Annotated in this window: 11 protein-coding genes; 10 read left to right on the forward strand and 1 reads right to left on the reverse strand. The window is 64.0% G+C overall.

The features are described 5' to 3' along the window. Entirely contained in the window at positions 1-924 is a 924-nt protein-coding gene (cyoA, locus tag NKJ81_RS05440; RefSeq protein WP_352539884.1) for a ubiquinol oxidase subunit II, read from the reverse strand. 608 nt (positions 925-1,532) lie between these two features. Between cyoA and NKJ81_RS05445 the strand changes: the two genes are divergently transcribed. The 10 genes from NKJ81_RS05445 to NKJ81_RS05490 all read left to right on the forward strand — a co-directional run bounded on the left by NKJ81_RS05445 (position 1,533) and on the right by NKJ81_RS05490 (position 12,822). Then, on the forward strand, positions 1,533-2,675 hold the full coding sequence (locus NKJ81_RS05445; protein WP_352473036.1) for an extracellular solute-binding protein: 1,143 nt from the start codon (positions 1,533-1,535) through the stop codon (positions 2,673-2,675). Then, positions 2,675-3,526, forward strand: a complete 852-nt coding sequence (locus NKJ81_RS05450; RefSeq protein WP_352539885.1) for an IclR family transcriptional regulator — start codon at positions 2,675-2,677, stop codon at positions 3,524-3,526. Before NKJ81_RS05445 ends, NKJ81_RS05450 begins: the two co-directional genes overlap by 1 nt. A 23-nt stretch (positions 3,527-3,549) precedes the next feature. Further along, a complete protein-coding gene (locus NKJ81_RS05455) occupies positions 3,550-4,581 on the forward strand; it encodes a sugar ABC transporter substrate-binding protein (RefSeq protein ID WP_352473034.1) in 1,032 nt (343 codons plus the stop codon). A 141-nt stretch (positions 4,582-4,722) separates the two neighbouring features. Further along, positions 4,723-5,706: an ABC transporter permease gene (locus NKJ81_RS05460; protein ID WP_352539886.1), complete on the forward strand. Its 984-nt coding sequence runs from the start codon at positions 4,723-4,725 to the stop codon at positions 5,704-5,706. Beyond that, a complete protein-coding gene (locus NKJ81_RS05465; RefSeq protein WP_352539887.1) occupies positions 5,696-7,228 on the forward strand; it encodes a sugar ABC transporter ATP-binding protein in 1,533 nt (510 codons plus the stop codon). Before NKJ81_RS05460 ends, NKJ81_RS05465 begins: the two co-directional genes overlap by 11 nt. 30 nt (positions 7,229-7,258) lie before the next feature. Continuing rightward, positions 7,259-8,254, forward strand: a complete 996-nt coding sequence (locus tag NKJ81_RS05470) for an ABC transporter permease (RefSeq protein WP_352539888.1) — start codon at positions 7,259-7,261, stop codon at positions 8,252-8,254. Position 8,255: 1 nt separating this feature from the next. Continuing rightward, positions 8,256-9,041, forward strand: coding sequence for an SDR family NAD(P)-dependent oxidoreductase (locus tag NKJ81_RS05475; RefSeq protein WP_352539889.1), 786 nt, complete (start codon positions 8,256-8,258; stop codon positions 9,039-9,041). A gap of 18 nt (positions 9,042-9,059) precedes the next feature. Continuing rightward, the gene (locus NKJ81_RS05480) at positions 9,060-10,265 is read left to right on the forward strand and encodes a CaiB/BaiF CoA transferase family protein (protein WP_352539890.1); all 1,206 of its coding nucleotides are present in this window, start codon (positions 9,060-9,062) and stop codon (positions 10,263-10,265) included. A gap of 2 nt (positions 10,266-10,267) precedes the next feature. Next, the gene (locus NKJ81_RS05485; protein WP_352539891.1) at positions 10,268-11,050 is read left to right on the forward strand and encodes an enoyl-CoA hydratase/isomerase family protein; all 783 of its coding nucleotides are present in this window, start codon (positions 10,268-10,270) and stop codon (positions 11,048-11,050) included. Beyond that, positions 11,047-12,822 (forward strand): CoA-transferase, encoded by a 1,776-nt coding sequence (locus NKJ81_RS05490; RefSeq protein WP_352539892.1) that lies wholly within the window; start codon positions 11,047-11,049, stop codon positions 12,820-12,822. Before NKJ81_RS05485 ends, NKJ81_RS05490 begins: the two co-directional genes overlap by 4 nt. Positions 12,823-12,832 lie beyond the last annotated feature (10 nt).

The following is a 12,832-nucleotide window of genomic DNA, read 5'->3' on the forward strand; positions in this document are numbered from 1 at the left end:
TCAGCCTCCTGCCTTGGGCGATACGCTCGGCCCGGGGCGACCGGCCTGGGGGCCGGGCGCGGGTGGAACGCCCTGCGTCGCGATTTCGTGGAAAAGGTCCGGCTCGACCGAGCGATAGGTCGAAGGCGGCACGTCGATGCTCTGTCTGGCCAGTTCCTGGTAGCTGGCCTTGTCGAGTGCCTGTCCCTGGCTTCGCGCCGAATTGACGAACGCCTCGAAGGCATCGGCCGCGACGGCATGCAGCACGAATTGCATGCCTGGAAAACCGTCACCGCTGAAATGGGCCGACCGCCCATAGAATTCGCCCGGCTGATCCGCCTGCAGGTGAAGCTGCGTCGTCATGCCGTTCATCGTGTAGATCATGCCGCCGAGCTGAGGCACGAAGAACGCGTTCATGACGCTTGCCGAGGTAAGCGAGAAATGCACCGGCCTGCCCGCCGGCACCACGAGCTGGTTGATGCTCGCGACATTCTGCTCGGGGTAGATGAACAGCCATTTCCAGTCGAGCGAGACGACCTGCACCTCAAACGGCCTTTGCTGGGAATCCAACGGCTTCATTGGGTCGAGGTCATGCGATCCGATCCAGATGATGCCGCTCAGAAACAGGATGACGAGGATGGGGATCGACCAGACTACCAGTTCGATGCGTCCGGAATAGGCCCATTCCGGCAGGTACCGCGCTCTTGTGTTGGTTTCCCGGAACCACCAGGCAAAGCCGAGCGTCGCCACGATCGTCGGGATGACGATGGCCAGCATGATAGCGACCGAATTGAGCAGGATCGTCCGCTGCGCCGCCCCCACCGGCCCTTGCGGATCGAGCACGCCGCCCTGGCAGCCGGCAAGCAGCGCGGCAACAAGCATCGTCGCGCCGACGCGGCCAACACGGATGGCGGCACAATTTCGAACGATCGCCCTCAGCAACATGACATCTCGCCGTTTCCTGAAAACCGATGGAACGTTGCAGGCAGCGTGGCTGCCAACCCCCGAATGTGCGCGCCGGTGTGCTCCTGGCGACAGTTTCTTCACGCACGGGGCTCCGGCTGGCAGAACCACACGCGGCGGACGTCATCGTTAAGCGGTCAACCTGTCGAGAACCCTCCAAATCCTAAAAACCAGCGGCAAATCCCAAGCAACCAGAGCCAAATCCTAAGAAATCAGAAACAGTGCCCAGATCGAAGTTATCGCCAGAAACGTGGCGAATGCCAAGGCGGTAAACCGGTTCATGGCCCCGCCCAAGGTTGGTCCATTTAGTCCGCTCCCTGCGACGTGGCTGCTGATTCCAGTGCTGCTGCTCCAGATGGCTGCGCCAACCGAACGAATGTTCGTCGCGAAAGTTCCAAAAAGCCAGATCCGTCGCAGCCTTGGTTGCAGGCCGGCGGCGACGCGATGCGCACCAGGGATGGTTGGGCGGCTTTCTCGCCAAGCGGAAGCGAGGACTGGCTTTGCGTATGTAAAAACTACTTGTCTAGGTGAAAATAGTTGCTACTAATCGGCTGGGCCGGCGCATGGCCGCCTCTGGGAGGAATTTCGGCATGACAAGACTGCGCGGCCTTGCGTGGGATCACCGACGCTGCTGGGGTCCGCTCGACGCCAGCATCGGGCCGTATTGTGCCGCCAATCCCGGTCTTGAGATCGAATGGGACCGCCGCAGCCTCTATGAGTTCGGCGAGGGCGCGCTTGGTCCGGTGCTCGGCGCCTATGACCTTGTCGTGTTCGACCATCCGTTCATCGGCGATATTGCCGAAGGCGGGCTGATGGTGCCGTTCGATTTGTCGGCCGAGCAGCGCCACGGCTTCGAACGGGATTCGGTCGGCGCATCCTGGCAATCCTACGCAAGGGACGGGCTTCAATGGGCGTTGCCGATCGATGCTGCCTGTCAGGTTGCCTCGTATCGCCCCGATCTCCTGGAGCGCTACGGACCGCTGCCGCGCAGCCATGACGAGGTGCTGGAGCTCGGCCGGCGCGCCTTGAAGGACGGCAAATGGCTTGGGCTGCCGTTGGTGCCGACTGACGCCATGTGCCTGCTTTTGACGCTGGGTGAGCCCCGGGAAGACGGCGACGAGTTCATCGCCGGGAAAAAAATCGAGCGGGCCGTCGGGCAATTGCGCCAGCTTGCGGCGCTGTCGCATCCGAACTCGCCGAAATGGAACCCGATCCGTTGCTACGATCACATGATCGCGCATGACGACGTGGTCTACGTGCCGTTCGCCTTCGGCTATGTGAATTATGCCTCCAGGGCCGACAGGCCGTATCTGCGCTTCGCCGACGTGCCGACGCCGCGATCCGCCGGCGCCTTGCTCGGCGGCGCCGGCATCGGCGTCAGCGCCCAATCGCAACACAAGCAAGCCGCCATCGACTACGCGCTGTTTCTGTGCTCGCCCGGCTATCAGCGCGGCGACTATGTGAAATCCGGCGGACAGCCGGGGTCGCTGGCGGCGTGGCAGGATACCGAGGTCAACGCGCTCTCGGGCGGCTTCTTCGCCTCGACGCTGGCGACGATCGAAGCCTCTTATCTGCGCCCGACCCATCCGGGCTTCATCAGCTTCTTCCGCCAATGCGCCCCTCATGCCGCGGCGGCGATCGCCGGCGAATTGCAGGCGGCCGAGCTCGCGGATCGGCTGAACCGGCTCTATCGCGAGACCAGGCATAGCCAGCCGCAACGGAGCGTCGCGTAATGGCCGCCGATATTGCCCAGATCGTCGACGAAGGCGAAAGCGGCCGCAACGGCTATCGGGTGCCCGCTGTGGAGAAGGCGCTCGACATACTGGAATTCATGGCTGCCAGCGGCGAGCCGCTGACCCAGACCGAGATCGCCACCGGAATGGGGCGCTCCATTCACGAGATATACCGCATCCTGCTGCTGCTGGAGAAGCGCGGCTACATTTTCCGGACGCAATCGGACCGCTTCCGCCTGTCGCTGAAGCTGTTCGAACTGGCGCATATGCATCCCCCGGTGAACCGCCTGGTCGAATGCGCGCTGCCGTTGATGCGCGGCCTCGCCGCCAATGCCGACCAGAGCTGCCATCTGGTCGTGCGCGAAGGCGAGAGCGCACTGGTCGTGCTGCAGATCGATTCGCCTTTGCCGATGCGTTATTCGGTTGCCCTTGGCTCGCATTTCCCGATCCTCGAAACGAGCTCCGGCGCGGTGCTGCTGGCGCATTCGAGCCGCGCCGAGCGCGACCGCATCGTCGAACGGATCGTCGCTGCAGGCGAAGGCCAAGGCAGCCGGGCGGAAATCGAAGCGCGGCTGAACGAAGTCGCAAGGCTCGGCTATGAAATGCGCGCCTCGCTGGCTGTCGAGGGCTGCACCAACATTTCGATGCCGGTGCGCGACCATACCGGCGCCGTCATTGCCGCGCTCACCGTCCCCTTCCTGCCGCAAAAGGCCGCCCGCTTCGATCGCAGCACCGTCTTCGAACGGGCGAAGGCGGCGGCCGAGGCGATATCGGCGGCGCTGGGCGCGGGCGAAGCTGCCCCCTCTTCACGTGCCGACCCGGAACGGCGGGACTATCCGTTCAGCAACTGACAAGAAATACAGGGAGAAGAAACATGAACTGGTCCAAATCGATGCTGTTTGCCTCCGCGGCGGTGCTGGCTCTGAGCGCCGCCGCGGCACACGCCGAAAACATGCCGAAGCGCATCGGCTACGTCACCAACTACGCCACCCATGAGTGGTATCAGAACGTCATCAAGGGCATGCAGTCCCGCGCCAAGGAACTCGGTATCGAGCTCGAGGTGCAGGACGCCAATCTGGACGTTGCCAAGGAGGTCTCCGCCGCCGAAGATTTCATGGCCAAGGGCGTCGACGTCCTGATCATCACGCCCGTCAACGAGGAAGGCGTCGTGCCGCTGCTGCGCCAGGCGAAATCCAACAACGTTCCGGTTGTGCTCGAAGGCAATCCGGTCAAGGGCATGACCACAATGGTCGCGATCTGCGACTACGACACCGGCTACACCGCCGGCGTCGAAGCCGGCAAATACGCCAAGGAAAAGCTCGAAGCCAAAGCCAAGGTGATGAATGTCGGCCTGCCGCTGCTGTCCGCCACCGTGCTGCGGTCGCAGGGTTTCATGGATGGCCTCAAGACCATCATCCCCGACGCGGTCATGGTCCACGACCTCGACGGCGGCGGCAATCCCGATCGCGCACTCGAAGTCTCTTCGGCGGCTCTTGCCAAGAACGCCGACATCAACATCATCTACGGCATCAACGATTCCTCCTCGCTCGGCGGCCTTCAAGCCTGGAAAGCGGCCGGCAAGTCGCAGGACGGCCTCTTGACTGTCGGCACCGGCGGCGAAGGCCTCGCCTTCATCAATGCGATGCAGAACGAGCCGTCCTACCGCATCGAGGCCGCGATGTTCCCGGAAAAGGAAGGCTACACCGCCATCGATGCGGCGGTTAAGCTCTTCAATGGCGAAGAGGTGCCGGAACACATTGTCAGCCCGACCGCGCCGATGAACGGCGACGACTGGAAGAAGTTCTACGACTACGATGGCACCACACGCAAAATCAAATGGGATGCCGTCAATGCGCTTCAGCCACCGGAAAAATGCATGAAAACTTCCGCCGATCTGAAGAAGTAAGGATTCCGGGTAGCCCTTCCCGCACGGCGGGAAGGGCGGCGGATCGGATATGCCGAACGGCAAAACAGGGCAACCGTCCTGTTTTGGCCGGCAGTTTCCAGACGGCGACGGCACCGATACGGGCCCGGAAATAAAATGGACATGAGCGAGCTTACGCAATCCTCTGCGCCAAGGCGTTTCATCGGCGGCCAGCTGCTGGGCAGCAGCCAACTGGTGCTCGGCGTGATCCTGGCCGTGCTCTGCATCGCCATTTCGATTGCCGCGCCGCAATTCTATTCCGAGGCCAACATCATCGCCATCCTGCGCCAATGCGCGCTGGTGCTGATCGTTGCCTCCGGCATGACGATGCTGATCATCACTGCGGAAGTCGACCTGTCGGTCGGTGCATCGCTGGCTTTTGTCGGCTGCATCGGCATGGCCGTGCTCAATTCAACGCACAGTCTGACGCTCGGGTTGCTGGCGGCGCTCGTCTTTTCAGGCGCGGTCGGCCTTTTCAACGGCCTCGTCGTCACCAGCCTCAAGGTGAACTCGCTGATCGCCACCATCGGCACCATGATGATGCTGCAGGGCGGCGTTTACCTGTTCACCCGCGAGGCGGTGCAGAACCACCACCGGCTTGCCGGCTTCACCGATCTCGGCGCTGGCTATATCGGCGCGATCCCGCTGCCCGTGGTCGTTGCCGCGGTGATTTTCGCGCTGGCCGCGGCAACGCTGCGCTTCACCACGCTCGGCCGTTATCTCTACGCTGTCGGCGCCAACGAGCGCGCGGTTCGTCTCTCCGGCGTGCGCTCGCAACGGCTGAAACTGTTCGCCTTCGTCGTCACCGGCCTGTGCGTCGGCGTCGCCGGTATGATCCTGTCGTCGCTGATGAATGCCGGCCAGCCGACCGCTGGCCGCGGCTTCGAGCTGACGGTGATTGCCGCCGTCATCCTCGGCGGCACCAGCCTGCTTGGCGGCCGCGGCTCGCTGCTTGGCACGTTGCTGGGCGTGCTGGTGCTGAAGGTCATCGACAACGGCATCATCATCCTCGGCTGGAACCAGGACCTGCAGATGGTGGTGCCCGGCATCGTCATCATCCTGGCGACCTATCTCGACATCGTGCGGAACAGAGCCAATGTCGGTTGATTTCCTTCACCCCGGCGAAACCGTGGCTGTCGACAAAAGCGTGCCGGCGCTGGAGATGCGCGGCATCGGCAAGCGTTTTCCCGGCGTGATGGCGCTGGACAATGTCGATCTGACCTTGGAACCCGGCAAAATCCATGCCCTGATGGGCGAGAACGGCGCCGGCAAGTCGACGCTGATCAAGATCATGGCCGGGGTCTACGGCAAGGATGCCGGCACCATCCGCCTGCGCGGCCGCGAGGCCGACATCAAGTCGCCGCGCGATAGCCTGAAAGAGGGCATCAAGGTGGTGTTCCAGGAGATCGCGCTGATCGCCGAATTCAGCGTCGCCGAAAACATCTTCCTCGAAGGCTATCCGACCGGCAAAGGCGGCTCGATCGACTGGAAGAAGATCCGTGCCGATGCGGCCGCTCTGTTCAAGCGTATCGGCTTCAACGTCGACCCGGCGGCGCGCACGGGATCGCTGCCGGTCAGCCAGCAGCAGATGGTCGAGATCGCCCGCGCACTCGCCCATGAGGCCCGCGTCGTGGTGATGGACGAGCCGACCTCCTCGCTGACGCCTAACGAGGTCTCGCTGCTGTTCACCGTCATCCGCCGGCTGGCCGCGCTGGGCATCGCGGTGCTCTATGTCAGCCACAAGCTCGACGAGGTCTTCGAGATCGCCGACACCGTGACCGTGCTGCGCGACGGCCGCCACGTCTCGACCAGGCCGATCGGCCAACATACCAACGACACGCTGATCCAGGACATGATCGGCCGGCGCATCGAAAACCTGTTCCCGCGCAAGCGCGGCGCGCCGGGCAGCAAGGTCGCGCTTTCCGTTGAAGGGCTCAGCACCGCCAAGAAGCTGAAGGATGTGTCGTTCGAGGCGCATGCCGGCGAAGTCCTCGGCTTCTTCGGCCTGATGGGCGCCGGCCGGACCGAGCTCGCCAAGGCCATCGTCGGCTACGACCCGATCACTTCCGGCGCCATTTCGGTCGATGGCAGCCGGCTGCTGCCGCACGAAACGCACACCGGCGTCCGGCTCGGCATCGGCCTGCTCACCGAGGACCGCAAGAGCGAGGGGCTGATGGGCGAGTTGCCGGTCTACCAGAATGCCAGCCTCGCCTCACTCGGCGCCTTCGCCAGAATGGGCTTCATCGACAAGGTCAGGGAACGCAAGGCGGTGCAGGACTATGTCGACCGTTTCCGCATCCGGACGCCCAGCCTGTTCCAGCAGGTCAAGAATCTGTCCGGCGGCAATCAGCAGAAGGTGCTGATCTCGCGCTGGCTGATGCGCGGTCTCAAGGTGATCGTCGTCGACGAGCCGACCCGCGGCATCGACGTCGGCGCCAAGTCGGAGATTTTTGCGCTCGTCGACCGGCTCGCCGGCGAGGGCCTGGCGGTCGTCATGATGACGTCCGAAATGCCCGAGCTGCTGGGGCTTGCCGACCGCATCGCGGTGATGTGCGAAGGCCGCCTCACCGCGATCATGCCTCGCGACGAGGCCACGCAGGAGAACATCCTCAATGCGGCAATCGGCTAAGACGATGACGCTTCGCAAAGGGACCAAGCGATGAGCCTGGCAAGCACCGACACCATGAAAGCTGGGCCGTCCATGCTGGCGCGGCTCGTCGCGCGGCAGGAATTGGCATTGCTCCTCTGCCTCATCCTGGTGATCGCGTTCTTTTCCTTCACCGCCGAGAATTTCTTCTCCGTGCGCAACATCACCAATGTGCTCGGTCAGGCTTCGCTGGCGCTGACAGCCGGCATCGGCTGCGCCATCGTCTTCATATCAGGCGAGGTCGACATCTCGATCGGCTCGCTGCTGGCGACGATCGCGCTGCCGCTGATCATCATCATGAACGACACGAATTCTCTGCTGCTCGGCATCAGCGGCGCGCTGCTGTTCGGGCTGATCATCGGCGTCGTGAATGGCTATCTGACGGCCTATGCCCGCATCAACTCGCTGATCGTGACCCTGGGCACGATGTTCATCATGCGCGGCGGCGTTTATCTCTATACCGGCCAGCGTGCTATTCCAGACGATGCCGCGCTCGACAGCTTCATCGCGCTGTCGGACGGCCGTCTGTTCAACGTCGTTCCCTATTCGGCTGTCATCGCCATCGTCCTGCTCGCCGTCTTCGCCTACGTGATGCAGCACCGGCCGTTCGGGCGGCAGATCTATGCCGTCGGCGGCAATCCGGAAGTGGCACGGCTGGCGGGTTACGACGTGCGCCGCGTCAAGTTCAGCTGCTTCATCATCAGCGCGCTGCTGGCGACGGTAGCCGGCATCATCCTGGCAGCCCGCGTCGGTTCGGCGCAGCATACGGCCGGGCTGAATTTCGAGTTCCAGGTCGTTGCCGCCACCGTGCTCGGCGGGGTGAGCCTTGCCGGCGGCATAGGCAGCCTGACCGGCATGGCACTCGGCGTGCTGATCCTGCAGTTCCTGTCCAACGGGCTGCGCGGTCTCGGCCTGCCGACCGAGTGGCAACTGGTCATCACCGGCATGATCATCATTGCCGCCGTCGCCTTCGACGAAGCAAAGCGCCGGCGCGCCATTGGAGGCTGATATGGATCGTCTCAAAGGGAAAACCGCAATCGTCACCGGCGCCGCCGACGGCATCGGCCATGCGATCGCAGAGGCGATGGCAAGGGAGGGCGCGCATGTCTTCCTCGGCGACATCGCCGACGACAAGGGTGAAAAATTCGCAGCCGAGCTGCGCGCCGCCGGCCACCGCGCCGACTACATCCATTGCGACGTCGCGGAGGAGGCCGACATCGCCGCCCTGATCGACGCAGCCGTCGGCAAGACCGGCCATCTCGATATTCTCGTCAACAATGCCGCCATCGCCATCGGCGGCATGCCGGTTCACGAAATGAGCGACGAGCAGTGGCACCGGCTGATCGCGGTCAACCTCACCAGCGTGTTCCGCGGCTGCAAATATGCGCTGCCACATATGATCGCGCAGAAATCGGGCTCGATCATCAACATGGCCTCGGCGCAAGGGCATATCGGGCTCGACGGCTGGACCGCCTATGCCGGCGCCAAGGGTGCGGTGATGGCGATGACGCGTCAGATGGCGGTCGAGTTCGGCCCGCTCAACATCCGCGTCAACTCGATCTCGCCCGGCACCATCAACACGCCGATGAACGACAAATTGGTCAAGGAGATCGGCGGCAATCTCGCCAAGGCCTGGGTCAAGATGCATCCGCTCGGCCGCATCGGCAAACCGTCCGAGGTGGCCGAAGCCGCCGTCTATCTGGCCTCCGACGCCGCCGGCTTCACCACCGGTACCGACCTGCGCGTCGACGGCGGCCTCACCGCGGCACCCCGCTACGTACCCGACCTGCTTTGACAACCAACGAGACATGAAATGAACAAAGCCCTCGAAGGCGTCCGCATTCTCGATTTCAGCCATCTGCTGCAAGGGCCGTTCGCCACGCAGCTGCTCGGCGACATGGGCGCCGACATCATCAAGATCGAGCGTGCCGGCGCCGGCGACATGTTCCGCGGCATGACCTTCTTCGCCAAATGGGTCGGCGGCTCCGAAAGCCCGAATTTCCTCGCCTGGAACCGCAACAAGCGCTCCATCGCGCTCAACCTGAAAAGTCGCAAGGTGCATGCCATCATCATGGACATGGCTGAGAAGGCCGATGTGGTGGTGCAGAATTTCCGCCCCGGCGTGCTCGCCAGGCTCGGCTATGGCTACGAGGATTTCAGGGCGGTCAATCCCGCCATTATCTATTGCTCGGGCTCCGGCTATGGCGAGGAAGGCCCCTATGTCGAGCGCCCCGGCCAGGACATGCTGATCCAGGGATTGTCCGGGCTGATCTCCAACACCGGCCGCGGCGATCAGGCTCCTGTTCCGGCCGGTGCCGGCCTGGCCGACCAGATCGGCGCCATGAACATGGTCTACGGCATCCTGTCGGCGCTCTACTATCGCGAGAAGACCGGCAAGGGCCAGAAGATCGAGGTCAATCTGCTCGCCGGCATGCTGGCGCATCTCAATCAGGAATATGTCGCCGTGCTCAATCTCGGTGAGGATTTCGTGCGCCCGAATTCCGGCATCGGCCACCCCGGCATGCAGGCGCCGTTCGGTGTCTATGAAGCGAAGGACGGCGGCTATGTGTCGATCGCCATGAGCCCGTTCAAGACGCTGTACGAAGTGCTGGAGGCGCCGCAGCTTGCCGTCTACGACGATCTGAAGACCCTGTTCGACAGGCGCGACGAGGTGTTCGACAAGGTCAACGCCGAAACCAGGAAGTTTGCCACGCAGGACCTGCTGGCGCGGCTGCTCGCAGCCGACATCTGGTGCGCCGAGGTGAAGGACATAAGGCGCGCAGCCGAGGACCCGCAGGTTAAGCACCTGGGCATGATCACCAGCTACGATCATCCGCGCGGCGGCAAGGTCAGGGTGGTCGCGCCGGCTGTCAAGATGAGCGAGACGCCGCCTACGATAGAGCGGCCGGCGCCGCTGGTCGGCCAGCACGGCCGCGAGATACTGGCCGAGTTCGGCCTCTCCAGCGGCGAGATTGCAGCGCTTGAGGCGTCCGGCGATATGACCGTGGATGCTGCCTGACGATGAGCGTTTACCAGACACTCAGCTTGGAAATATCCGGGCGCGTCGCAGTCGTCACCTTCCGCCGCGCCGATCAGCTCAACGCCATGAACCGGCTGATGCAAAGCGAGATCACCGAGGTTTTCGAGGCGCTGTCGCAGGATGACGGCGTCGGCGCGATCGTAGTGACCGGCGAGGGGCGCGGCTTCATGGCCGGCGCCGACATCAAGGAATACGCTGCCCAGACAGCTATCGAGTTCGACGCCTTCCAGGCCGCCGGCACGCGCATGTATGCGGCAGTCGAGAACAACCGCAAGCCGGTCATCGCCGCGGTCAACGGCTTTGCGCTCGGCGGCGGCATGGAGCTGGTGCTGTGCTGCGACATCGTCATCGCCAACCAGTTCGCGAAGCTCGGCCTGCCCGAGATCAAGCTCGGGCTGGTCCCGGGCGGCGGCGGCACGCAGCGCAGCGTCCAGAAGCTCGGCCGCAACCGCTCCAACCTTTTGCTGATGACCGGCGCCATCGTGCCGGCTTCCGAGCTCGCCGCCGGGCTGGTCAACGAGGTCGTCGACGCCGAAAAGCTGATGCCGCGGGCGCTGGAACTCGCCGGCATGATAGCCGCCGAACCGGCTGCCGCGATCGAGGCATTGAAGGCGCTGACGGCGCACGCCGTGTCGGGCGACTTGGCGGAAGGCCTTGCCATGGAGCGCGACGTCCTGGGTGGCCTGTACCGCAGCGAGACCGGCCAGCAGCGGGTGAAGGCGTTCGCCGAAAAAAGCGCCGCGCGGGCGAAGGCTGCGAAATGACGTCCCTGGTCAAGCAAAACCGGCCGCGCTTCACCGATGTCGAGGGCCTGGCCGCGATGGTCGGCGGCGGCGACGTCTTCGGTGTCGGTGGCCATCATTTTGCCCGGCTGCCGATCGCCTTGTTGCGGGCCATCGCCCGCTTGGGCGTCAAGGATCTTCGCTATGTCTGCTGGGCCGGCGGCCTGCCGCTCGAACTGCTTCTCGAAGCGAATGCCGTGGCGGAGGTCGATATCTGCTTTTCCAGCCTCGATATTTTTGGCTTGCCGCCGCGCTTCCGCGCGGCTGCCGAGACCAATGCCGTGCCGGTCCGCGACTGGACGGCGCTGGCCATGATCCAGGCGCTGCGGGCGGGGCAGCAGAACCTGCCGTCGATGCCGTTTCAGCTTCCGGAGGGTTCCGACATGCTGGCGCGCGTGCCGGGTGCGATCGCCGCGCCCGATCCGATCGCGGGAATCACGACCGGGTTCATCCCGGCCTTGCGGCTCGATACGTTCGTCGTCCATGCCCAGCGTGCCGACGAGAGCGGCAATGTCCAGATCATCGGACCACGGGCGCTCGATTTCGCCATGGCCGGCGCGGCGCGCGAGGTGCTGGTGACGGTCGAGGAGATCGTCCCGGTCGGAGCGCTGCGGCATGATGGTCGGCAGAGCATTTTGACCCGCAACCAGGTGTCGGCGATCGCGCTGGCACCAGGCGGCGCCTATCCCGCCTCCTGCCTGCCATTCTATGTGACGGATTATCAAGCGTTGGCGGGGGCGTTCGCGGCCAAGGAAATACCTTTGCCGGACAGACTGAGCATGCCTTCGGAAGGCGTGCCGGAGCGGGTTCAAGACGCTGCAAAAGTCCGCGCTGAAACAGTCCTTGCAATGCCCAGGCTCGTGCACGGCAATAAGGAGGCGTCCATCGACGAGATCATCGCCGCCCGCATCGCCGCTGAGCTTGACAATGAGAGCTTTGCCAGTGCCGGCGCGGTGTCGCCGCTCGCCAATGTCGCCTACCGGCTGGCCAAAGCGACGCACGCGCCGGACATGATCATCGCCACCATGAGTTGCGGCCATCTCGACATAGCACCGAGCCCGATGATCCTGTCGCTGATCGAAAGCCTCGATTGCGAGACGGCGGTGGCGCATGCCGGCGGCGACGACACCTATTCGACCTATTACCAGGCCGGCGCGGTGACGCATGAGATCGTCGGTGCCGCGCAGGTCGACCGCCGTGGGCGCGTCAACACCATTGCGCTGCGCAAGCGTGACGGCAGCCTTATCCGACTGCCCGGGCAAGGCGGCATGGCCGACGTCGCCAACATGCATCGCGATTATCTGCTCTACGTCCCCCGCCATTCCGTGCAGTCGCTGGTCGAGACGGTCGAGATTGCCAGCTCGGCGCGCGGCCTGTTGACTGAGGCCGAACGCGAGCCGATGGGCTATCGGACCGGCGCGGCATTGGTGTTCACCGACCTTTGCGTGTTTCGGCTCGACGGGGAGAGCCGGCAATTGGCCGTCATCGAGACCATGCCGGGCGTGACGCGCCAGCAGCTCCAGGATGCCACCGGCTTTGCCCTGACATTCGATGCCGATTGCCGCGAACTTGCGCTACCCTCGAACGAGACGCTCGACATCCTGCGAAACCGCATCGACCCGCTCGGCCTGCGGCGCCTCGAATTCGTCAGCGCCAGGGAGCGCAGCGCCCTGATCGCCGAGATCCTGGCCACCGACCGGCGGATGGTCGAGCGCTGCATCGCCGCACAGCGGTCGCATACTGCACCGGATTGAAGGGGGTGCG

Source organism: Mesorhizobium sp. M0018 (genome assembly GCF_040323955.1).
Lineage (GTDB): Bacteria > Pseudomonadota > Alphaproteobacteria > Rhizobiales > Rhizobiaceae > Mesorhizobium.

What these genes read in the sequence shown, in the direction of transcription:
- cyoA (WP_352539884.1), bottom strand. Translation starts at nt 924, where the DNA reads ATGTTGCTGAGGGCGATCGTTCGAAATTGTGCCGCCATCCGTGTTGGC.
- NKJ81_RS05445 (WP_352473036.1), top strand. Translation starts at nt 1,533, where the DNA reads ATGACAAGACTGCGCGGCCTTGCGTGGGATCACCGACGCTGCTGGGGT.
- NKJ81_RS05450 (WP_352539885.1), top strand. Translation starts at nt 2,675, where the DNA reads ATGGCCGCCGATATTGCCCAGATCGTCGACGAAGGCGAAAGCGGCCGC.
- NKJ81_RS05455 (WP_352473034.1), top strand. Translation starts at nt 3,550, where the DNA reads ATGAACTGGTCCAAATCGATGCTGTTTGCCTCCGCGGCGGTGCTGGCT.
- NKJ81_RS05460 (WP_352539886.1), top strand. Translation starts at nt 4,723, where the DNA reads ATGAGCGAGCTTACGCAATCCTCTGCGCCAAGGCGTTTCATCGGCGGC.
- NKJ81_RS05465 (WP_352539887.1), top strand. Translation starts at nt 5,696, where the DNA reads ATGTCGGTTGATTTCCTTCACCCCGGCGAAACCGTGGCTGTCGACAAA.
- NKJ81_RS05470 (WP_352539888.1), top strand. Translation starts at nt 7,259, where the DNA reads ATGAGCCTGGCAAGCACCGACACCATGAAAGCTGGGCCGTCCATGCTG.
- NKJ81_RS05475 (WP_352539889.1), top strand. Translation starts at nt 8,256, where the DNA reads ATGGATCGTCTCAAAGGGAAAACCGCAATCGTCACCGGCGCCGCCGAC.
- NKJ81_RS05480 (WP_352539890.1), top strand. Translation starts at nt 9,060, where the DNA reads ATGAACAAAGCCCTCGAAGGCGTCCGCATTCTCGATTTCAGCCATCTG.
- NKJ81_RS05485 (WP_352539891.1), top strand. Translation starts at nt 10,268, where the DNA reads ATGAGCGTTTACCAGACACTCAGCTTGGAAATATCCGGGCGCGTCGCA.
- NKJ81_RS05490 (WP_352539892.1), top strand. Translation starts at nt 11,047, where the DNA reads ATGACGTCCCTGGTCAAGCAAAACCGGCCGCGCTTCACCGATGTCGAG.